Origin of the sequence: Achromobacter sp. LC458, assembly GCF_001005835.2 — a bacterium.
Classification (GTDB): Bacteria; Pseudomonadota; Gammaproteobacteria; order Burkholderiales; family Burkholderiaceae_B; genus Achromobacter; species Achromobacter spanius_B.
Map to the genome: position 1 here is coordinate 95057 of NZ_LBHW02000004.1, position 21436 is coordinate 116492.

At 62.1% G+C, this 21436-nt stretch carries 17 protein-coding genes; 10 read left to right on the forward strand and 7 right to left on the reverse strand.

Annotated features, from left to right (window positions below; translation table 11 throughout):
• Positions 1–70 precede the first annotated feature (70 nt).
• The 4 genes from YH64_RS05035 to YH64_RS05050 form a co-directional block, all read right to left on the reverse strand.
• A complete protein-coding gene (locus YH64_RS05035) occupies positions 71–1648 on the reverse strand; it encodes an aldehyde dehydrogenase family protein (RefSeq protein ID WP_052945933.1) in 1578 nt (525 codons plus the stop codon).
• 51 nt (positions 1649–1699) lie between these two features.
• Complete coding sequence (locus YH64_RS05040; protein WP_046803344.1) at positions 1700–2098, reverse strand: thioesterase family protein; 399 nt, start codon at positions 2096–2098, stop codon at positions 1700–1702.
• Between the two features lie 119 nt (positions 2099–2217).
• A complete protein-coding gene (locus YH64_RS05045) occupies positions 2218–3153 on the reverse strand; it encodes an SDR family NAD(P)-dependent oxidoreductase (protein WP_046803343.1) in 936 nt (311 codons plus the stop codon).
• A gap of 5 nt (positions 3154–3158) precedes the next feature.
• Entirely contained in the window at positions 3159–3641 is a 483-nt protein-coding gene (locus tag YH64_RS05050) for a MaoC family dehydratase (RefSeq protein WP_046803193.1), read from the reverse strand.
• A 230-nt stretch (positions 3642–3871) separates the two neighbouring features.
• On the opposite strand from YH64_RS05050, the gene YH64_RS05055 reads away from it, so the two are divergent.
• Entirely contained in the window at positions 3872–4513 is a 642-nt protein-coding gene (locus YH64_RS05055) for a TetR/AcrR family transcriptional regulator (RefSeq protein WP_046803192.1), read from the forward strand.
• 143 nt (positions 4514–4656) lie between these two features.
• On the opposite strand, the gene YH64_RS05060 is transcribed toward YH64_RS05055, so the two are convergent.
• On the reverse strand, positions 4657–6285 hold the full coding sequence (locus tag YH64_RS05060) for an AMP-binding protein (protein WP_046803191.1): 1629 nt from the start codon (positions 6283–6285) through the stop codon (positions 4657–4659).
• A 177-nt stretch (positions 6286–6462) separates the two neighbouring features.
• Between YH64_RS05060 and YH64_RS05065 the strand changes: the two genes are divergently transcribed.
• The 3 genes from YH64_RS05065 (at position 6463) to YH64_RS05075 (ending at position 10738) form a co-directional block, all read left to right on the forward strand.
• A complete protein-coding gene (locus YH64_RS05065) occupies positions 6463–7218 on the forward strand; it encodes an enoyl-CoA hydratase/isomerase family protein (RefSeq protein ID WP_143215252.1) in 756 nt (251 codons plus the stop codon).
• A gap of 29 nt (positions 7219–7247) precedes the next feature.
• Positions 7248–8471 (forward strand): ABC transporter substrate-binding protein, encoded by a 1224-nt coding sequence (locus YH64_RS05070; protein WP_046803189.1) that lies wholly within the window; start codon positions 7248–7250, stop codon positions 8469–8471.
• Between the two features lie 164 nt (positions 8472–8635).
• Complete coding sequence (locus tag YH64_RS05075; RefSeq protein ID WP_143215253.1) at positions 8636–10738, forward strand: PhoX family phosphatase; 2103 nt, start codon at positions 8636–8638, stop codon at positions 10736–10738.
• Between the two features lie 15 nt (positions 10739–10753).
• On the opposite strand, the gene YH64_RS05080 is transcribed toward YH64_RS05075, so the two are convergent.
• Complete coding sequence (locus YH64_RS05080) at positions 10754–11725, reverse strand: MerR family transcriptional regulator (RefSeq protein ID WP_046803187.1); 972 nt, start codon at positions 11723–11725, stop codon at positions 10754–10756.
• A 172-nt stretch (positions 11726–11897) separates the two neighbouring features.
• Here YH64_RS05080 and YH64_RS05085 point away from each other — a divergent pair, with 172 nt between their 5' ends.
• Positions 11898–12353 (forward strand): fasciclin domain-containing protein, encoded by a 456-nt coding sequence (locus YH64_RS05085; RefSeq protein ID WP_046803342.1) that lies wholly within the window; start codon positions 11898–11900, stop codon positions 12351–12353.
• 132 nt (positions 12354–12485) lie between these two features.
• A complete protein-coding gene (locus tag YH64_RS05090; RefSeq protein ID WP_046803186.1) occupies positions 12486–12737 on the forward strand; it encodes a DNA-3-methyladenine glycosylase in 252 nt (83 codons plus the stop codon).
• Here YH64_RS05090 and YH64_RS05095 read toward each other — a convergent pair whose 3' ends face one another.
• Positions 12738–13514: an EAL domain-containing protein gene (locus YH64_RS05095; RefSeq protein WP_046803185.1), complete on the reverse strand. Its 777-nt coding sequence runs from the start codon at positions 13512–13514 to the stop codon at positions 12738–12740.
• A gap of 559 nt (positions 13515–14073) precedes the next feature.
• Between YH64_RS05095 and YH64_RS05105 the strand changes: the two genes are divergently transcribed.
• The 4 genes from YH64_RS05105 to YH64_RS05120 all read left to right on the forward strand — a co-directional run bounded on the left by YH64_RS05105 (position 14074) and on the right by YH64_RS05120 (position 21169).
• Positions 14074–15054 (forward strand): site-specific integrase, encoded by a 981-nt coding sequence (locus YH64_RS05105; protein ID WP_082134353.1) that lies wholly within the window; start codon positions 14074–14076, stop codon positions 15052–15054.
• A gap of 211 nt (positions 15055–15265) precedes the next feature.
• Complete coding sequence (locus YH64_RS05110; protein ID WP_338075850.1) at positions 15266–18322, forward strand: TrlF family AAA-like ATPase; 3057 nt, start codon at positions 15266–15268, stop codon at positions 18320–18322.
• A gap of 333 nt (positions 18323–18655) precedes the next feature.
• Positions 18656–19405, forward strand: coding sequence for a hypothetical protein (locus YH64_RS05115; RefSeq protein WP_006216134.1), 750 nt, complete (start codon positions 18656–18658; stop codon positions 19403–19405).
• A gap of 309 nt (positions 19406–19714) precedes the next feature.
• Complete coding sequence (locus YH64_RS05120) at positions 19715–21169, forward strand: Shedu immune nuclease family protein (protein WP_006216135.1); 1455 nt, start codon at positions 19715–19717, stop codon at positions 21167–21169.
• Positions 21170–21436: the final 267 nt, after the last annotated feature.

Below are 21436 nucleotides of genomic sequence, written 5' to 3' on the forward strand. Positions count from 1 at the left end.
GCGGACCGGGGGTGCTGTGGGCAGGGAGTGTTGCGGACTGTAGGCGCTGCGGACTGTGGCTACTGCGGGATCAGGCGCCCCAGACGGTGTGGCTTTGTTCTCGTGCGAATTGGGCAACGTAGTACGGACCCAGCCCGCCCTTGCCCGTCATGCCCGAGCCCTTCCAGCCGCAGAACGTCTGGATGCCCGGCCACGCGCCCGTCGTCGCGCCGCTGGCGCGGTTGACGTACAGCGCGCCGGCCTGGGCGCGGTTCAGGAACGTGTCGATCTCGGCTTGCCCGCGTGCATAGCAGCCGGCGGCCAGCCCGTAATCCACCGCGTTGCCGTCGTCGATGGCGGCGTGCAGATCGTCGAACGGCAATACCGACACCAAGGGCAGGAATAATTCCTGGCGGTTCAAGCGGTGATCGGCCGGCAAGCCGGCGACGACGGTAGGCCGCACATAGTGCCCGTACGCCAATTCGCCTGCATTCAAGCGGCGGCCGCCGGCCAGGACTCGACCGCAGGCGTCGGCGTCTTCGCACGCGGTGCGGTAGCGCCGCCACGCAGCTTCGTCGATCAGCGGCCCCATGAAGACGGCGCGGTCGCGCGGGTCGCCCACCACGATGTCGTCGGCCGCCGCGCACAGGCGTTCCAGGAATCGGTCGTACACGGCCGAATGCGCGTAGACCTTGGACCCGGCCGAACACTTCTGCCCTTGCAGGCCGAACGCGGATCGCAGCACGCCTTGCACCGCCACGTCGATATCGGCGCTGGCGGTAACGTAGGTGGGATTCTTGCCGCCCATCTCGGCAATGACGGGCCGCGCGTAGGCCCCGGCGGCCACGGTTTGCAGCAGGTCCATGCCGACATCAAGGCTGCCGGTGAATGCGTAGCCATCGATGGCAGTGTGCTGCGCCAGCAGCGCGCCCGTCTTCGCGCCGCCATGCACGCCGTTGACGCAGCCGGGCGGCAGGCCCGCGGCATCGCAGGCGCCCAGCAGCAAAGCCCCGGTCAGCGCCGCGCGTGGCGACGGCTTGTAGACCACGGCGTTGCCGGCCAGCAGCGCGGCGCACACCATGTTGACCGACAGGGCCAGCGGAAAATTGAACGGCGCGATGACCGCGAACACGCCATACGGGCGCAACACGTCCTGCGTGCTTTCGTTGTCGAACGCGCGCGCCAGGGGTTGCCGGTAGCCGTCGCTGCGTTCAGCCTGATCGCAGTAGTAGCGGATCAGGTCCACCGCTTCCTCGGCTTCGCCCAACGCTTCCAGGCGCGACTTGCCGATTTCAATCATCGTGGCCATGGCGAAGTCGAGCTTGCGCTCGGACAGCACCATTGCCAGCCGCCGCAACACCGCGATGCGGGCAGTCCAACCTTGCGCATCCCAGGCCGGCTGCGCGCGCTTGGCGCACGCGATGGCGCGGTCAACCGTGTCGGCATCGGCGCACGGAAAGCGGCCGACCATCAACCAATGATCGATCGGCGAATACGCCTCCTGCAACGCTTCGCCCGCCACGAATTCGCCGTTCAGACGGTGACGATGGTCGCGGCCCAGCATGCGCGTTTCAAAGTCGGGAAGGCGCTGGTCCAGCAGGTCGTGTAGCGAAGAAAAATCCGCGTGGATATTCGAGTACGTGACGCGAGGCAGGGTGTGGGCGTTCACAGGGGCTCCCGGCGCGGCGTTCTGGTCAGCGTGGCCACGCAAGGCAGCGCATCACGCAGACTTGAGAATCAAGGACTCCAGCGCACGGCGCAACGCCGATGGCAACGGAACCGGTTGACTGGTGGCGCGGTCGACATAGGCGTGGGTGTAGCTGCCCTGCGCGGCGGCGGTCTCGTCGTCGCCACGGAACAGCGCGAATTCATAGGTGACGCTGCTGCGGCCCAGGCGGCCCACGCGCAGACCCAGCACGACGGAATCCGGAAACGACACCGGGCGGAAGTAGGACGTCTGGCTGTGCACCACCAACCCGATCACCGCGCTTTGGCGCAGGTCCAGCACGCCAAGTTCGATCAACGTCTGGTTGACGGCGGTGTCGAAATATTCGTTGTAGACCACGTTATTCATGTGGCCGTAGACATCGGTGTCGCGCAGCCGTGTAGTCATCGGCATCAAGCGCGAGTAGTCGCCGCGCGCGTGGGGCGTGGCGCGTTGCGGGGCGGGGCCGGAGGCAACTTCGGACGCGGCGGCGGTGGGGGCAGTCGCGTTACCGCGGCCGTTCGCGTCTGCGCTCATGCCGCCTCCTGCGCGCGCTTCAGGATGCGGGCAACGTGCGCCAGGCCTTCGGGCGGTTCGATCAGCGTGTCCAGGCTGGCGATTTCGTCAAAGTGCGCGGCGATGCTTTCGGGCGTGCGTTCGTGTTCGGGAAAATACATGCCCGCGCTTTCCACGATGGCCAGGCGCGCGTAGGTGCCGGCGCCCGCCAGCAACGCCGTGCGGCTGGGCGCCGCCTGCGCCACCAGGAACAGCGCCGCCGGGGTGACGAACGCGGGGTCCAGCGCGCGCAGCGTGTCGGCATCGAACATCTCGGCCGTCATGCGGGTGGCGGCGGTGGGCACCAGCGCATTCACATGGATGCCGTGCTTCTGGCCTTCCAGGTGCAGCACGTTCATCAGGCCCACCACGCCGGCCTTCGCCGCGCCGTAGTTCGATTGGCCGAAATTTCCGTACATCCCCGACGTGGACGTCGTCATCAGGATGCGGCCATAGCGCTGTTCGCGCATGATCGGCCAGACGGCGCGCGCGCAGTTGGCCGAGCCCAGCAAGTGCACGTCGATGACGGCGTTGAAATCGTCGGCGCTCATCTTGGCGAAGGTCTTGTCGCGCAAGATGCCGGCGTTGTTGATCAGGATGTCCACGCGGCCCCACGCCTGCATCGCGCGCGCCACCATGGCGTCGACGGCAGCGCTGTCGCACACGTTGCCGCCGTCGGCAATCGCCTGGCCGCCGGCGCGGATGATCTCGTCGACAACGGCTTGCGCGGCGCTGGTTGGCACCGCGCTGGTTTGCACCACGCCGGTTTGCACCACGCCGGTCTGCACCGCACCACCATAGTCGTTGACCACTACTCGGCAGCCGCGTGCGGCCAGTTGCAGCGCGTGGCTGCGGCCCAGCCCCTGGCCGGCGCCCGTCACGATGGCAACGCGATCATCAAAGCGTATGGTCATGGCATTCATCCTTCAAGCACGGTCATGGTGATCCAGTCCGCCACCAGCGCGGGCCGCGCGGCGCCCTCGGTCTCCACGGTGACGGCATAGCGGGTGGTGAATTCACGGTCGTTACGCGGCGTGAATTCGCTGAGTACGAAGCGGCCGCGTACCCGCGCACCGACGCGCACGGGGGTCAGGAAGCGGACTTTGTCGAAGCCGTAGTTGATGCCGACGGCGCCTTCGAATACCGGCAGCACCTGCAAGCTGAATGCGGTCAGCATGGACAAGGACAGGAAGCCATGCGCGATGGGGCCACCAAACGGGCCTTCGCGCGCGGCGCGTTCCGGGTCTACGTGGATGAACTGGTGGTCGCCGGTGGCATCGGCAAACAGATCGACGCGTTCTTGCGTGACGGTCAACCAGTCCGACACCCCGATTTCCTGCGACACCCGCGCCGCCAGGGCTTGCGGGTCGATAAGGGATTCTTGAACAAGGTCTTGGGTCATGGACGGCCGTTGGTGAAAGGGGAAGACGATGACGGGGGCAAACAGGGCGAGCGGAATTTACATGCCGGAGTCAAAAACATACCGAGTAGTATAAACTTCGGTTTTTGGATTTGTATAGGCCGTGCGAACGAGGCGGCGCCCCTGCACCCAGCGCTGCGGCACCCCGCCCCAGCCCCGGGCGATTGGCTAAACTGGGCGCTTTGCCGCGACGCATGGATGGAGAAACGCGCATGAATGGGGAACCTACGGTGACGGCTGCACGCGATGACGGCATGGGCAACATTGAACTGCTGACCGCGGCGGCCGAGTGCTTCATGGAGCAAGGGTTCCACGCGTCCAGCATTGACGATGTTGCGCGCCGGCTGGGCGCCACCAAGGGCCGCGTCTACCACTACTACCGCTCCAAGACGGACCTGTTCTTTGACGTGCACCGCGAAGGCATGCGGCGTAATTTCGAGGCGGTGCGACCGGTCATGAAAGAACCCGGCACGGCGGCCCACCGGCTGGCGCTGATGCTCAAGCATCACGCGCTGTCGATGATGGAGAACCTGGCGTTCGAGACCGTTGTGGTGCAGGGCGTGCACATGCACCGGCTGGGCGCGACCACACCCGCGCAGCGGCAGACGCTGGCCGAACTGATGACCATCCGCGACGATTTTGAAGCCTTGTTCAAGCGCGTGGCCTACGAGGGCGTGGAAGATGGATCACTGGCCATCGACGACGTATCGGTGGCCATCAAGGCGGCGCTGGGCGCCATCAACTGGCTGGCCGTCTGGTATCGCCCACGCCTGGGCGAAACGCGCGACGACCGCGAGATCCTGGCCAACAAAGTCGTGCACACCATCATCGCGGGCCTGGGCACGCGCGCCTGAGCGCAGGGCGGCACGGGATGGCGTGCGCGGTATCGCGCGCCATGTATCGCGATACATGTATCTCGCTCCATGTATCTCGCTCCATGTATCGCGCGCCACGCGTCGCGCGCCATTCATGCCGTCCCGCGTAGCTCGCGGCCCGATCAAGCCAGCCGTTCGCGGCGCAGCTTGATGCCCGCCGCTTCGCGGTCCCACGTGCCGTCGGCCAGGCCTTCGCTGCGCAGCACATGCTTTTGCAGCTTGCCGCTGGCGGTCTTGGGCAGGTCGTCCACCACGCGCACATAGCGCGGCACCATGTAGTGCGGCACGCGTTCGGCCAGCCATGCGATCAGCGCCGCCTCGTCCACCCTCGCCCCGTCCACGGCGGTGACCACCGCCAGCACCTCGTCTTCGCTGTGTACGCTGGGCACGGCCACGGCCACCGCTTCGCGCACATCCGGGTGGGCGCAGATTTCCCCTTCCAGTTCGAACGACGAGATGTTTTCCCCGCGCCGACGAATCACGTCCTTCAAGCGGTCGACAAAGAAAAACGTGCCGTCGGCGTCGCGGCGAAACGCGTCGCCCGTGTGGAACCAGCCGTTGCGCATGGACGCGGCGGTGGCCTCGGGGTTGCGGTAATAGCCCGAGAACAAGGCCCAGGGCCGATGCGAACGAATCAGCAGTTCGCCCACCGTGCCGTCCGGCACCGCGCGGTCTTGCGCATCGCCCACGCGTAGTTCGAACCAGGGCCGCGGCTTGCCGCAGCGCCCGGCCTCGGTCAACCCCGGACCGGCGCTCAAGGGGCTGGCGATTTCGGTCATGTTGTACACGGTGTAAAGGTCCACCCCGAAACGCGCCTGAAACGCGGGCGCGTCCTCGCCGAATGGCACGATGAAGACGCCGCGCAAGCGGTGTTCGCGGTCACGCGGAGACGGCGCCTGCTTGAGCAGGAAGTTCGCCATGACGCCCAGCAGTAGCACCACGGTACTTTCGGTGTCGCGGATGGCGTCCCAGAATTGGTCGGTACGAAATTCCGGCACCATCGCAATCGACCCGCCGTAGGCGAGCATGGCGTACACGTACAGCGTGCTGCCGCAGTGAAAGATCGGGCCGGCGATCATGCAGCGGTCGTCCGGCGTGATCCAGTCGAATGCGTCCGGCCCCATGGTGTAGATCTGCACGTAGGACGTGACCACGCCCTTGGACAAGCCGGTGGTGCCGGACGTGTACATGATGGACTGCGTATCCCAAGGTTCGATCGGCGCGTCCAGCGCCAGCAGCGCCGGCGGGGGTGGCTCGGCCGCGTCCGACAAGGGCGCCAAGGACACCCCGGCGGGAGGCTGCAACGGGGCGTCGCGCGGGTCTTCTCCGGTCAGCAGCACACGCGTCAGCGCCCCCGGCGCCACGTCATGCAAGCGGCCCGCCAACGCGCGATGCGCCACCATCAGCGACGCCTGCGCGTTGTCCAACACGTGCGCCAGCGGCCGCCCACGCAAGCCCGTGTTCAGCGGCACATACACCGCACCCAGGTAATTGATGGCGAACCAGCTGGTCAACAGTTCAGGCCCATTGCCCATCCAGCACAGCACGCGGTCGCCCTGCTTGACGCCTTCCCGACGCAAGGTGGCCGCCCGTTGCTGAACCCGCGCCAGCGTCTGGGCGTACGTCCACGTGGGGCCGCCGTGGAAACGGGCGAAGATTCTGTCCGGTATCTTTTCCGCTTGCGCCTCCAGCAAATAGCGCAGCACGCAAGCCTGGCGGTCAGGAATCGCCGCCCGAACGTCGTCGTTCATCAATGTCTCCTTCCTTGTTATTTGCCTTATTTTTCATGACTTTCTTCCGGCCATCCAGCACCGCCGGATACGGACTTACCCGCAGGTGGCCCCCGAGGCGTTCCTGAAGTCTTGCGGGTTTCAACATACTTGGTAGTATATCCAGCAGATTTTCCCAATCAAGCACGGAAGAACCCCATGAGCATGGTTTCAATCGAGCGGGATGGCGGCGTGGCGATCGTGCGCTATGACCGAGGCGGCAAGGCCAATGCCCTGAACCTGGCCGCCATGGACGCGCTGATCGAGGCGGCGACCGAGTTGGCCCGCGACGACCACATCCGCGCCGTGGTGCTGACCGGCACATCGGCCCTCTTTAGCGCCGGCATTGATTTGAAAGACCCCGCGCTATGGGGCCATGACGACCCGCTGATCACACAACGCGCCCTGGCGCGTGGCGAAATACTGTGCCGCGCCTGGACCGAACTGCCGCAAGTTACCGTCGCCGCGATCGAAGGCGCGGCGGTGGGCGGCGGCGCCGTGCTGGCGCTGGCCTGCGATTGGCGCGTGCTGTCGGACAACGCTTTGCTGCGCTTTCCCGAAGTGCGATTGGGCCTGCCGCTAGCCTGGGGCGGCCTGCCCCGCCTGGCCGCGCTGGTCGGGCCCGCACGCGCCAAGCGGGCGCTGTTTACCGACCTGACGCTGCACGCCGACACCGCGCAAGCCTGGGGTTTGGCGGACGCCCTGGCCCCGCAGGGCGATGCACTGGCCGCCGCACTGAGCTTGGCGCGCGAGGCCGCCGCCTGCCCGCCCCTGGCGCTGCGCCTGTCCAAGCGCGCCATCGACGCGCAGTTCGACGCCAGCCACCTGGCGCATGCGCAAACCGATCAATTCCTGTTGTGCCATCTGCTGTCCCCCGCCACCGCCGTATCGACCCCGCCGCAAAGATCCGCCTGAAAGAGCGGACGCCCACCTGGAGGAAAGACATGAACCCATTACTTGGCGCCTTGCTTGTTGCCGGCGCATTCGCCTTGCCCAGCGCGCACGCGCAGTCCGACGCGCCCATCCGCATCGGCGTCCTGACCGATCTATCCGGCATGAATGCCGACCTGTCCGGGCAAGGCTCGGTCGAGGCGGCGCGCATGGCGGTGGAAGACTTCGGGCCGACCGTGCTGGGTCGCAAGATCGAAGTCATTGCCGGAGACCATCAGAACAAGGCGGACATCGGCTCTGCCACCGCGCGCCGCTGGATCGATCAGGAAAATGTGAAAGCCATTGTCGATGTACCGACGTCGTCCGTAGCGCTGGCGGTGCAGGAAATCACGCGCACCGCCAACATCGCCTTCCTGGCGTCCACCGCCGGCACGTCGGACTTGACCGGCAAGGCGTGCTCGGCCTCCACCGCGCAATGGACCTACGACACCTATGCGCTGGCCAACGGCACCGGCCGCGCGCTGACCGAATCCGGCATGAAGAAGTGGTATTTCCTGACGGCGGACTATGCGTTCGGCCATGCCTTGCAGGCGGATACCGAGAACGCCGTCAAGCAGGCCGGCGGCCAGACGCTGGGCTCGGTCAAGCACCCGCGCGCTTCCAACGACTTTTCTTCATTCCTGTTGCAGGCGCAGGCCTCGAAAGCCGAGATCGTGGCGTTGGCGAATTCATCCGGCGACACCACCATGGCGATCAAGCAGGCCAACGAATTCGGCCTGATCAAGGGCGGCCAGAAGCTGGCCGGCCTGCTGATGTTCATTACCGATGTGGACGGCGTGGGCCTGGAACAGGCGCAGGGCCTGGTATTGACCAGCGGCTTTTACTGGGACATGGATGAGCGGACGCGCGCCTGGTCCAAACGCTACGCCGAGCGCACGAAAGGCCGCGTCCCGACCATGGCGCAAGCCGGCGTCTATTCCGCCGTGCTGACGTTCTTGAAAGGCGTGAAGGAAAGCGGCAAGCTCGAAGGCGATGCGGTGATGACGCAGATTCGCGGCATGAAGATCGACGACATGTTCGCCCGCAATGCGTATTTGCGTGAAGACGGCCGGCTGGTGCACGACATGTACCTGGTCGAAGTGAAGAAGCCGTCGGAGTCCAAGGCGCGTTGGGACTACTTCAAGATCCTGCGCACGATTCCGGGTGACAACGCCTTCCGCCCGCTGGACCAGGGCGGCTGCCCGCTGGTCAAGTCCAAGGCGGTCGCCACCCAATAAGCGTGTCGGTGCCCATCCGGCCGGCCCCGTGCAAACGAGGCCGGCCTTTTCGTTTGCGCGCCGTATGCCCGATATCGCATTCAGCCATCTGTCATTAACCTTTCATTTGCGACTTCTAGTATTGCTCGTCCCATTCAGGCACAGCCCCCAAGCCAGGAATCCACATGAGCAAATCCATCTCCGACAAAATCGTCCGCAACCCCAGCCAGAGCAGCCCTTTCAGCGAAATTCTGGAAAAGAACCTGTCGCGCCGCATGGTGATGCGCGGCGGTCTGGCCGCTGCCTTCGCCACGATGACCAGCCTTGGGCTGGCCGGCTGTAACAGCAGCGATGACGATGACGAACCCGTCGGCGGCGGTGACCCCAACCCCACGCCCGAAGTGCCCGGCGGCGGCACCGAGACCCCCGCCCCGCCCCCGCTGAAACTGGGCTTTGACTCGCTGCCCACGTCCATGACGGACGCTTGCGTCGTGCCGCAAGGCTACGTGGCCCACGTGTTTGCGCCGTGGGGCACGCCGTTGAACGACAACGCGCAGCCCTGGGACCAGAACGGCAACAACACGTCCAACGACCTGCTCAACTCCACCGGCATGCATCACGACGGCATGCATTTCTTCCCCATCGAAGGCAGCTCTACGGAAGGCCTGCTGGCCGTTAACCACGAGTACATCGACCAGGCCGCGCTGCACCCGAACGGCCCGACGCTGGTGGCGGGCAAGCGCCCGGCCGAGGAAGTGCGCAAGGAAATCAACGCGCATGGCGTGGCGATCCTGCACGTGCGCCGCGAAAACGGCCGCTGGAACATCGTCAACAACTCGCGCTACAACCGCCGCTTCACATCGGCCACCGCCATGAAGCTGGCCGGCCCGGTGGGCGGCACGGACTGGGTCAAGACGCCCTTCTCGCCCAACGGCACGCAAGTGCGCGGCACCAACAACAACTGCGGCAACGGCTACACGCCGTGGGGCACGTACATCACCGCCGAAGAAAACTGGGCGGCCTGCTTTGTGAACACCGGCACCCGCCCCGCGCACCAGCTGCGCGTTGGCGTGTCGGGCGGCCCGGCCGGCCGCTACCAGTGGGAGACCGCTGCGGGCGACGCGTCGGAAGTGCTGGGCGAATTCGCGCGCTTCAACGTCACGCAAACCGGTATCGACGCCACGCAAGACTGGCGCAACGAAGTGAACGGCTTCGGCTATCTGGTGGAGATCGACCCGTACGACCCGTCCAGCATCGCCACCAAGCGCACGGCGCTGGGCCGTTTCGCCCACGAAGGCTGCGCCTACAGCAAGCCCGAAGCCGGCAAGCCCCTGGCGTTCTACAGCGGCGACGACTCGCGCTTTGAGTACATCTACCGCTTCGTGTCCGAGGCCGTGTGGGACCCGAAGGACGCCGAGCGCAGCGACCGCCTGGCTGTCGGCGCCAAGTACCTGGACAAGGGCACGCTGTACGTGGCGCGCTTCAACGCGGACGGCTCGGGCGAATGGCTGCCCCTGGTCGGCACCACGACGGGCGTGGGCGGCCGCACGCTGGCCGACGAGTTCGGCAGCCTGGACGCCATCCTCATCAACACGCGCGGCGCGGCCGACTTCGTGGGCGCCACCCCGATGGACCGCCCGGAGTGGACCGCCACCCACCCGACCAACGGCGACATCTACCTGACGCTGACCAACAACAGCAGCCGCAACGCCGGCACCGGCACCAACCCGCCCAACCCGCGTCTGAACAACGTCAACGGCCACATCATCCGCTGGCACGACGAAGCGGGTTCGACCAAGTTCGAGTGGGATATCTTTGTGTTCGGTTCCGACGCAGGCGCCGACGCCGACACCAACCGTTCGGGCCTGACCGCGCTGAACCAGCTGGCCAGCCCCGACGGCATCGGCTTCGACACGCGCGGCATCCTGTGGATTCAAACGGACAACGGCATCGACGGCGGCCGCAACAACAACGTGGCCCGCGCCACCAACGACCAGATGCTGGCCGTGATCCCGGGCGCGCTGGCCGACAGCACCGGCACGGGTCCCGCCATCAACCCGTCCAACCAGGCTGACCTGCGCCGCTTCTTCGTTGGCCCGAACGAAGCCGAAGTGACCGGCTTTGCGTTCACGCCCGACTACACCAGCATCTTCCTGAACATCCAGCACCCGGCAAACTGGCCGGCGTATGGGACGGATGATGCAACGGTCGCGACCACGGGCACGGTGCGCCCGCGCTCATCGACGGTGGTGATCCAGCGCGCCGACGGCGGCCCGATCGGGGTGTGATGAGCTGGCCGGCGCCTAGCCGGCCAGCGGCCACATGCCTTCCGTGTGCAGCAGGCGGGCCATGGCGTTTTCCAGGATGCCGCGGGCTTGGCCCGCGGCCTGCTGCAACGCCAGGTGCAATTGCGCGTCGGCTTCGTCACGCGATGCGCATTGCGAGCTGAAACGTTCGAAGCTGCCCACCATCATCAGCAATTCGGCAAGATGTCTGGGGCATTCGCATGTGATCGGGTTGCGCATCGCCATGATCTTGGCCAGGGCTTCTTCATCGAACTCAATGGCCGACGCCGGAGCCAGCGCGCCAAGGTTCGAACCGACGACCGCCGATCGGCACAACGGCGCCAGCTCGTTCAACTGCGCCGGAATGCGGGCAACCAGGCACCCCTGCGCACGCAGGGTCCGAATGGTGGTGCTGGCACAAAAGCGGTAGAGCACCACCACGGCGCTCGTCTCGGTGGCGTCGCGCGCGCGCTGGATAGGCGCCAGCGCGTCCACGTCCAGCTCTGAAATTTCAACGATCAGCACGTCGGCATGGCGCGGCAGCGAGCCTGCGTCTTCCAGGCGCGCGCAGGCGCCAACCACGTGAACGTCCGGCCCGGCCATGAAGCCCGTCGAGCCATCTTGGGCGACCCCGCCGGCCAAGAGGCGCGGGGCCAGCGTGGCGCCAACCGCCACGGCGCGCAGCGGCGGGCCGGCCCGGCTGGGCTGCGCGCCCAGCATTGCTTGCAACTGCTCCAGCGGTAGCGACGCAAGCGTGCCAATGGCGTGACCCTGATCCGCCAGCTGCTTCAAGAGGCTTAGCCGGCGCACTTGCTCGGCCGAGTACAGCCGCTGGCCGCGTGCCGAGCGCGCGGGGGAAGACAGCTGATAGCGCCGTTCCCAGACCCGCAGGGTTTCGACGGGCAGGCCGGCCAACTTGGCGGCGACTCCCGTGCGGTAAGCGGCCGTTGAACCGGCCTCGTCTAGGTCAGTGCTGGAGGTGTTTGGCATTTTTGACCCGCCTTTGAACCGTTAAATACCCGCATTTATAGGTTCAAAATATGGACGAAGTGAAAGATGCCGCCTACTCTACCCTCACGCATCGCGTTTTCCAAGTTGCGACGCGCTCTTGAGCGCCCGCCTTGATGCGGGCGCCGATAACCCTGACATTCTGGAGCACACCATGAAGCGATTTCTGATTGGAACGACGATTGCCCTGGCCTGCGGCTGGGCCAATGCCGCCGACATCGTGGATACGGCCAAATCGGCGGGCGATTTCAAAACGTTGACGACCGCCGTGCAGGCCGCCGGCCTGACCGAAACGCTGAAGGGCCCGGGTCCCTACACCGTTTTCGCCCCCACCGACGCGGCGTTCGCCAAGGTGCCCAAGGACAAGCTGGACGCGCTGCTGAAAGACAAGGCCGCGCTGACCAAGGTGCTGACGTATCACGTGGTGCCGGGCAAGGTCATGGCCAAGGACGTCAAGGCGGGCCAGGTCAAGACGGTTGAGGGCGGCACCATCGCCGTCACCGTCGCCGACGGCAAGGTCAAGGTGAACGATGCCAATGTGGTCAAGACGGACATTGCCGCCGACAACGGCGTCATCCACGTCATCGACACGGTGCTGATGCCCAAGTAATCCGGGACATTCACGGGTCACGCCCCGACCCTCTGCGCGTAGCAAACGGTACAAGACCGCCATCGGGCGGTCTTGTGCCTGGGTCGACGTGACCGGTGACTGATCAACCGGGCAAGTAGCAGGAGGCTTTTTATGGATACCCAGGAACTGGTAGCGCAGATGATCGTCAGGACATCGCCCATGCGGCGCTTCGAGGACTGGCCAGAAGTTCTGGCCGCCTACGCCGCGTGTCTTGAAACCGTGCAGCACAAACTGACTGCGCAAGAGATGAACGACCTGATCAATTTGGGCGCGGACTTTTACCGCACCTTGGCCCGGGCAGAAGACTACCGGCGAGGCGCCGACCTGGATGCCCGAAGCCGAGCCACAGGCGGCTTGGGGTAATCAGCCCACATTGGCTATCGGCGGCATCGCCTTGAATGCGGGTTTGGCGAACAGATAGCCCTGCATGAGCGTGATGCCTTGCGCCGCCAGAAAGTCGCGTTCACCCACCGTTTCCACGCCTTCGGCGATGACGCGAATGCCAAGATCGGTACAAATCTTCTGCACGCCTGAAATGATGCGTTGACGCGCGGTATCGACATCGATACCGCGCACAAGCGCCATGTCCAGCTTGATGAGGTCAGGCTGGAAGTCCGCCAGCAGCGTCAAGCCCGAATAGCCCGCGCCAAAGTCGTCGATGGCCGTCTGAAAGCCGTAGGATTTGTAGGCCTGAAAGATCTTCAGCAGATGGGCGCGGTCAGTGATGCTTTCGCCTTCGATGGTTTCGAAGATGATCCGGTTCACCGGAAAGCCGTGCCGCTCCGCGGCCTCGAAGGTGGTGCGAATACATGCGGCGGGTTGATAGACCGCATTCGGCATGAAGTTGATGGACAGGAAACGGTCCATCCCCATCCTGGCCGCGAGTTCGATGGCGGTGGTGCGGCAACGCTGATCGAAATGGTAGCGGTTGGCGTCGTCCACTTGCGACAACACCGAGGCTGCGGGCTGGCCTTCAGGCCCGCGCACCAGCGCCTCGTAGGCATAGGCCTGGCCAGACGCCAGATCGACGATGGGCTGAAATGCAAACGCCATGTCGATGGGCGCGGCCTCGTCAGATTTGCAACCTTGGCACTGGCCGCCTGACGCGGTCGACTCTGCTTGGCCGTGGATAGGAATCATGTTGGCGAGTGACGGATTTCGGAGGGGCAGACAGACGCGCTGGACCCGTGTGTGTGTCAGGCGGCAGGAAAGCGCAAGGGCGTTGGGCTTGGCCTGACCTTGGCTTTGGCTTTGGCCTTGGCTTTGGCCTTTAGCTGGCGACTTTAACAGACGCGCGGAGGCAAAAAAACGCCTCGCAGACGCAAAAAAGCCGGCGTCGCTGTCGCGATTCCGGCTTTTGCTGTTGGTGTCGAGAACACCATCAAAAATTCGACCACAAATGAGTGGTCGGGGCGAGAGGATTCGAACCTCCGACTCCTGCGTCCCGAACGCAGTGGTCTTCGCGGCCCGAGCAAGATCGCCGAGCTTTTGAATCGATACGTCTTTGGCTCCGCCCTGGCCCGATTCCAGGGCGAGATTCCGCAGGCGCTCTGAGCGCCTACGTCCAACGGACCCCGCAGCTATGCGAAAATATCGATTCATGTCAATATGTTATCATCATTTGCCAGATATTTGCGAATGTCGGTCGTTGGTCGTCCCCTACCTTAACGCTTCCTGGGCGTAACGGCCGGCCACTGACATGGACCACAATCTCGCAACAGCTCAGCACCTTTCCGGACCGGCCCATCCGTCGGTCGAGGGCGTGAGTCACTCCGCGCATAGCATCCATGAGGACAGCGGGGTCGATGAAAACCCGACATACGACGCCGTCATGGAGGCCTACCAGGCATCCGGCAAAGACACGGAGCGATTCAGGTACAGCCAGCTCAAGCTGGACCGCTTTTTCAAAGGCCGTCCCCTTCGCAGCTTGCGCCGGGCGACCGTTCAACGGTACATCACCCTGCGAAAGGCAGCCGGCGTGAGCGCGGCGACGATCAACCGCGAACTGGACGATCTGAGCGCCGCGATCAACTGGTACAACTTCCTCCACGAACTGAACCTTCCTAATGCCCTCGTCGGCATGTCTCTCCCAGTGCCGGAGGGAAGGACCCGATGGATCACGCGGAGTGAGGCGCAGCGGATGATTACCGTCGCGCAAGCGATGGCGGCAAGGCCGCATCTTCCCGCTTTCATCCAGTTGGCACTGCACACCGGCTGCCGGCGCAACGAGTTGCTTACGCTCCGTCTGCAGCGTGTCCGTACCGTGGAGGGTCTTATTACTCTCGAAAGCGAAGATACCAAAACCAAGAAGCACCGCGTTATTCCGCTGAATGCGCCGGCACTTGAAGCCCTTGAAACAATGGCGGCGTGGCGTGCGGAACACTGCCCGACTTCGCCTTGGGTGTTCCCTTCCCCAAGGGACCACTCCAAACCCCTGACCACCATTCAGAAAAGCTTTCGGTCCGTTTGCACCAAAGCCAATATCGAGGATTTCAGAATCCATGACCTTCGCCACACGTGCGCGTCGTGGCTGGTCATGGCTGGGGTGCCGCTGTTGGTCGTTCGCGACCTTCTCGGCCACTGCTCGATCGAAATGACCGAGCGATACGCGCACCTGGCCCCAAACCAAGTTCACGACGCCATGCGCCGCCTTGAGGACGCATGGCTACACCAAAACTAGGGACACATAAGCGGTCGGATCATTTCGTCCTCCTGATGCGAAACCCGGCACCGAAGCGCGCCCGTATATTCATCCTTCCCTTTTACGCGCCGCGGTAGACACTGTGGTTGTGGCCAGTCCATTGAACTCTCGGACCAACTCTTCTACCATGACATATCAATAACTCTTCTTTCATCTTGTCAACTATTCCGGGCGTAACGTGACTACGACGATGACGAAGCCGAGCACACCCGAGGGATCTGTGTGGCGGCTGTGGGACTTTCATTGCCATACACCTGCTTCCTACAAGTGGAAAGGCCGAAAGTTGCGTGGCTTAGCTGGTTCAGAGAGGGACCAGCTAATTGCTCAGACTGTCAGTGCAATGAGCAGGGCCGCCCCTGATGTATTCGTAACGATGGACTATTGGACCTTCGACGGGTACCTCACGATCGTCGAGTACGCAAGGGCGCATCCTGAGGCTCTTGCCGGCAAGGTCATCTTTCCGGGGATCGAGTTGCGCGTAGAGAGTTCGCTGAAGCAGCGGTTGAACGTGCACCTGGTGCTTGATCCCGAGGTTTCGCAACAGACTCTCAAGGACGTCTTGGCGGTCCTCAAAATCAATTTAAGGGGTGGCGATCGTTCCTTGAGTGAAGAATGTCTAGTCCAACATTCCCGCGAGCTCGGTGCCGACCGGCTGGCGAGGGGCAGCTTCGACGGCAGGAAGGTAGCCACCGACGACGAGTACGCACTTGAGGTGGGCTGGGAGACCGCTATGGTCACTCAGGAGTCACTGAGAGAAGCCCTGAAAGTGATAGGTGACAAAGGTCTACTCCTGATGCCCTGGGACACGTATGGCGGCCTATCGGACATCGACTGGGTGGCACACTACGCCGAGGTAAGGCGGTTCCGGACGGCTGCGGACATCTTTGAGTGCAAAGATGAGGGAAATCGCTTGGCCTTCCACGGACTCAAGACCAAGCTCAACGAGAAGTACTTCGACAGTTTTTGGGACTCGCTGGACAAAAAGGAACGTCTTTGCGTTCGCGGAACAGACGCGCACAGCTTTTCCGACTATGGCGTCTTTCCGAGCAACATGAAGACGTGGATCAAGTCTGAGCCCACGTTCCAGGGACTGCGCCATGCCATCAAAGAGCCGCTGTTTCGCTCGTACATTGGGGATGTGCCACCCAAAAAGGCATTCGTTGATGCCAACGGGCGCCTCTTCATGCACCGCCTGCAGATCGCTACAAAGCCTGGCGTCAAGACGGACGAGAAGTGGTTTAGCGGTACCGATCTGAAACTGAATCCAGATCTGGTAGCTATCATTGGCAATAAGGGATCTGGCAAGAGTGGTTTGGCTGAGGTACTCGCTCTGGCGGGAAACTCTAAAGCACACGACTTCTTCACCTTCCTCGTGGACGATCGTTTCAAGAGTGGCAGTGGTCATCGTGCAAGCGCCTTCGAAGCGAAGCTGACTTGGCGCAACGGCGACATTGGTCAAGCCACGTTGAATCAGCAGGCCAAGGCCGACCAGCCGGAAAGAGTCAAGTACATCTCGCAAACGTACTTTGAGGATCTTTGCAACGATCACATCACCGGCAAGTCGGATCGCTTCAGCACCGAGATTCGTAAGGTCTTGTTCTCGCACCTGGACCAGGCTGACCGTGGCCGCCACCAGAGCTTGGACGACTACCTCGCGGCCAAAGAGCAGCCAGCGCAGGAGCGGATTGAGGGGCTCCGCCAGACGCTGCATAAGGTCAATGCCCAACTCGCCGAATTGGAGCGTCTTTCGGGCACTGCGCATGAGAATGAGCTTAAGGAGAGACTTGCGTCCAAGAAGCTTGAGCTTGGTGACCTTCTGGCAAAAAGGCCTGCTGAAGTCGTGAAGCCTGTGGACGCCAATGCCACCGCAGCACCAACGACTGAATCTCAACGCCTGGCTGCCATAGCAAAAGAACTCGCCCAGCTGGAGGTGGCTACGACTGCAGCGGATGCCGCACGGCGAGAGCGAGTAGAGCGCAGGACCACGCTATCAAGCGTTGCTCAGCGTGTGTCGGCACTCGAGCGGCAGGCGACCAAGACCAACGAGGAGCTCGTCGCTGAATTGCAGAAAGTCAACGTGACTGTGCAGCACGTGCTGAAGGTTGAGACGCAGCGGGCTGCCATTCAGGACGTTCTTAGCACCACAGAAACCGAGCTTGGACAGTTGGCGATCGAGCAATCGGATCGCGTTGCCAAGCAACAATCTTTAGATGCGGAGCGCACGCTGCTGCAGGAGCAACTCGACCAGCCCAACAAGCTTTACCAAGAATATACGATCCAGCTCACAGCCTGGGACAAGGCTGTTAAGGCTTTGATTGGCACCGCTGACGAAGCCGAGACGATAGCGTTCTACGAGGCCCGACTTGCGGAACTGGCTCAGTTGCCTGGGCGCTGTAAGGTCCTAGAAGATGAACAGGACAAGTTTGTGAAGGAAATTCATGCAGAGCTGATGGCCATCGCGAAGTCGCGCCGGCCGTTGTTCGCCGTCGTGGAAGATCTGGTTGCGGGCGTCCCGGGTGTAGCGACCGAACTCAAGGTGGAATTCCAGAGTGGCCTTTTCTTCGACCGCCAGGCTTTTGTTGAGCGGTTCTTCACACTGGTCAAACAGAACACCGGAGGTTTCCGGGGCGACGATGAGGGTCCAGCAAAGCTCATGGCTCTACTTCGGGGCATCGACTTCGACGACGCCGAGAGCTTGGCCAAGGGGCTCAGAAAGATCCGGGCGGCGATTACCGTTGGTGCGGATTTACCCGGTCCTGCTCTATTGCCAATCCTTCGAACCAAGGTCACAGCAGAACAACTGTATGAGCAGCTTTTCGACCTAAAGCAGGTGGAGGCCAAGTTCTCACTTAGTCTGGCAGGGACGACTATCCAACAGATGTCGCCAGGTCAACGCGGAGCTTTGCTTCTCATTTTCTATCTATTGGTCGATACGGACCCAACGCCGCTCATCCTGGACCAACCGGAAGAGAATCTGGACAACCAGACCGTCTATTCCATGTTGGTCCCCATCATCAAACGCGCCAAGGAGCGCCGCCAAATCGTAATGGTGACCCACAACGCCAATTTGGCGGTGTGCTGCGACGCAGAGCAAATTATCCATGCTGAGTTTGACCGTGGCGACCAGTTTGCACTGGCATACGCATCCGGCGCCATCGAGAGTTCAAAGCTGAATCGCTCGGTCCTGGACGTGCTGGAAGGCACGATCCCGGCGTTCGACAACCGACGGGAGAAGTACTTTCACTGAAGCGAGGAAACGCCTCGGGGAGCAATAGGCTGTCTCCGTAAGAGTCGATTAGCTCCACGCTGCGATGACCGAAGAGAGCGAAACCGCGTGAAGACTGCGTCGAGCGCAGACTCACCATGATCGCCCGATATTGCCACTCCATAAATCCGCTCGCGTGACCGCAGTCCCGCAGATCGGAGCATCGGTTAACGGCCACTCTCGAGTCTCATACCCTCGTTGCCCCAAGGTACTGCACACCGCCGGACTCGCCATGGTCGAGTCGCGATCATCCGCGGCACTGAGTCAGTATCGTTGATGATGCGCATATAGAAAATTTCGGCAGGAAGACACAAGTTGGCCTTATTTACAGACGAATTTCTCGAAGCTCTTGGCGCCTGGCAGAACGGCTGGGGGGAAGACCAAGCGCGCAAGGACATCTTGGCGCTCGCGCTAACGACAGAAGCGGCAAGCCTCCCTCTGAGATATCGAACCGTGTCCGAGCCCTGCTTCAGAAAGCGCTTTATTCACAAGGGCGAAATGGTGGAGATCCTCCTCGATAACTCACGGGACGAAGGGCTCGCAAGTTGGACAACCGACCTGCGTTTCGCCGAACGCATGAAGGGCTTAGTGCGTACGAACGCCGTCGCAGCAGCAATCTTTCAGCACTGCCCTACGGACGCCAACGTAATAGTTAACTTGACCGCGTTGTGGGCCGACCCAGCGTTCACGAACTCTGTCCAAGCCTATTCTGATAGAGGGGGAAGGTTCGCAACAGCACTTCTGAATTTCCGCGACAGTCAGAGCGAGGTAGTTCTGCAAGTTCCACTGCGAGGCAGTGAAATCGTCGCTCTTTCTGGAGCTTCTAGCCCCTTTGACGACCTATGCGATCGCGCCGCAATTCCAGAGCATGATAGAGATAGAGTCTTCAAGCACCTTTTGGAAACTGGCAGCTACCCCGGTGACCCCCAATACATTGGTGCGGAAGCGTCTCAGCGTGTTATCTCTCGGTCAATTCAAAAGGTCTACGAGACGGTGCAAAGTGCGCTTGAGACCTCCAGAGGAATCAGTTCGGACGACGGCAGCCAACAGCCCCCCGCTGCTTAGGTGCCCTTTGCGCGCGTGAGGGTTAGCGTTTGCATCGAAATTTTGCTCGAGCGCTCCACGCCCATCACTGAGCTGTACCCAATTCAAGGGCCGATAGAATTGCTGCTCAAAGTCGAAAGCCGGCACCGAGAAAAGGCCGCCCCGAGATGTGGCAATTCCACCCGAAGATTATGCCAGCAGCAGCGCGAAGAGCTCGCTGACCGAGCGTAAGAAGCTTCGAGCTCAGGGCTAACAAGGACACGCCTGTCCGCGATAATCACTCTGCGTTCTTCTTAAGGGCTCAGCCCCAATGTCTCAGGAGGGAGACCGATGGCAAATGGGAAACTTCAAGAACAGGCCGAGTCGTACACGGATGGTCAGGTCATGGAACCAGCGTTCCAATTTCGATCTGGCGTAGCCGATGGTCAAGAATACAGGGATCTGATGATGCAAACCTTCGTAGAGGAGGAAATGCAAAATCGGCGTTGGCAGAGCGAGCCCGAGAACAAATGGCATTTGCTAGCCCGAGTGTTCTCGGACCGCATCGTCACCTATCCCGTATTTACCAATCCTCATGCGCAGCGCTACCTGTCCACTCGACACGGCCGATTCGCGACCGTCGTTTACGAACGACGAGTGGTGAACACGCTGCCCGACAGCCCTGACGCACTAGTTTCAGATATCGAGCTGGCGCTGCCCTGGCGGTCATCCAACCCCTGCACCTACGGATTAGGTTTTATTCAGGAACTGGATGAAGTCTGGCTAGGCCTCTCGCGTTTCCCAACTCTCAACACCCTTGTGGTGGCGCGCGACGGCGAAGCTCGGATTGACGGAAATACGGTACGGATTCCTGAAGAGGACATTGATCAAATTCGCCGGGCTTTCAGCCGTGAAGCACGCAGAATACGCGGTTATTTTCGACAGTCCAAATCAATTCACGTTCGCAATGCGCTGCTGGCGCCGCTTGATCCTGAACGGTTTCCGCCGATAGTACATGTCGCGAAAAGCGGTGAGCTTATGGAGGTTCGCCTGGACCGCGGAAAGCAGAGCAAGGCCGCCGGACGCGCAGCGAGAAAAGCCACGGTGGAAGCCGTACGCACAAATGTTGAAACGCTAGCTGCAGAAGCCCCTAAGGAGCTCTTGGAGCTGCACGCCGAGATCGAACGGGTCACCCTTGAGCAGATGATTGAAAAGTACGAGGACATGCTGCAGAAGAACCTGCCCGAACCGGTATGGCAGAAATTCTTCGAACGCAACATATTCATTCTCACAATGGTTTTCGCCCGCCCGGTCAGGCTCCTTCATGCACAGTTCCACGCCCGAGGTGGGGGCTTGGACGGCACTGGCGCGCAGATTGGCGACTTCCTACTCGCTGAAAAGGGTTTCGCGATGGCCATCGTGGAAATCAAGAGACCGAGTAGTCCACTGCTACGCGAAAAGGCTTACCGGAATAGGGAAGTGTTTGCGCCGGATGAAGAATTGAGTGGCGCGGTATCGCAAGTACTCTACCAACAGAGCAAATTTCATGAAAACTGGCTATTTCATCAGAGCCGCCCAGAGCTTCAGAACTCGCGTCCGGAGGCGATCAAGTGCGTGGTCATCAGTGGAGTGTTGCCCACAAACGAGATGCAACGACAGAGCCTTGAAGTGTTCCGCAACGCTTGCAAGAACGTTGAGATCATTACCTTCGACGAGCTGCTGGGCAAGCTACAACTGTTGTTGAAGCATCTGACGCCGCATGCACCGCCGCAGCTCACCACGCCCGAGGATGATGTGCCGTTCTAAAACCTGAACAAGCATATCTGTTGATTGCAGCCCGCCTGCACTAAGTTGACGGGCATTTTCTCTACCCGCACTCTGGTTTGTTTTCCAGTAGCATCCTAACAACAATCACTGGTCAAGACGATGGGCAGATGGCAGGATTTGTCGCAAGCGTGTCAGGATCCGGAACAGAGAGCGCCACTCTGTCCGAGGTGGACCGAGCAGACTCCCTGTCCCGATGCGACCCTTTACTTGACCAGGATCCACCTGATCGCCAAGGCTACGTACAGG

Excerpts from the sequence above, each read along its gene's own strand:
- YH64_RS05040 (WP_046803344.1), bottom strand. The coding sequence starts at position 2,098 with ATGCCGATGACTACACGGCTGCGCGACACCGATGTCTACGGCCACATG.
- YH64_RS05045 (WP_046803343.1), bottom strand. The coding sequence starts at position 3,153 with ATGACCATACGCTTTGATGATCGCGTTGCCATCGTGACGGGCGCCGGC.
- YH64_RS05050 (WP_046803193.1), bottom strand. The coding sequence starts at position 3,641 with ATGACCCAAGACCTTGTTCAAGAATCCCTTATCGACCCGCAAGCCCTG.
- YH64_RS05055 (WP_046803192.1), top strand. The coding sequence starts at position 3,872 with ATGAATGGGGAACCTACGGTGACGGCTGCACGCGATGACGGCATGGGC.
- YH64_RS05060 (WP_046803191.1), bottom strand. The coding sequence starts at position 6,285 with ATGAACGACGACGTTCGGGCGGCGATTCCTGACCGCCAGGCTTGCGTG.
- YH64_RS05065 (WP_143215252.1), top strand. The coding sequence starts at position 6,463 with ATGAGCATGGTTTCAATCGAGCGGGATGGCGGCGTGGCGATCGTGCGC.
- YH64_RS05070 (WP_046803189.1), top strand. The coding sequence starts at position 7,248 with ATGAACCCATTACTTGGCGCCTTGCTTGTTGCCGGCGCATTCGCCTTG.
- YH64_RS05075 (WP_143215253.1), top strand. The coding sequence starts at position 8,636 with ATGAGCAAATCCATCTCCGACAAAATCGTCCGCAACCCCAGCCAGAGC.
- YH64_RS05080 (WP_046803187.1), bottom strand. The coding sequence starts at position 11,725 with ATGCCAAACACCTCCAGCACTGACCTAGACGAGGCCGGTTCAACGGCC.
- YH64_RS05085 (WP_046803342.1), top strand. The coding sequence starts at position 11,898 with ATGAAGCGATTTCTGATTGGAACGACGATTGCCCTGGCCTGCGGCTGG.
- YH64_RS05090 (WP_046803186.1), top strand. The coding sequence starts at position 12,486 with ATGGATACCCAGGAACTGGTAGCGCAGATGATCGTCAGGACATCGCCC.
- YH64_RS05095 (WP_046803185.1), bottom strand. The coding sequence starts at position 13,514 with ATGATTCCTATCCACGGCCAAGCAGAGTCGACCGCGTCAGGCGGCCAG.
- YH64_RS05105 (WP_082134353.1), top strand. The coding sequence starts at position 14,074 with ATGGACCACAATCTCGCAACAGCTCAGCACCTTTCCGGACCGGCCCAT.
- YH64_RS05110 (WP_338075850.1), top strand. The coding sequence starts at position 15,266 with ATGACGAAGCCGAGCACACCCGAGGGATCTGTGTGGCGGCTGTGGGAC.
- YH64_RS05120 (WP_006216135.1), top strand. The coding sequence starts at position 19,715 with ATGGCAAATGGGAAACTTCAAGAACAGGCCGAGTCGTACACGGATGGT.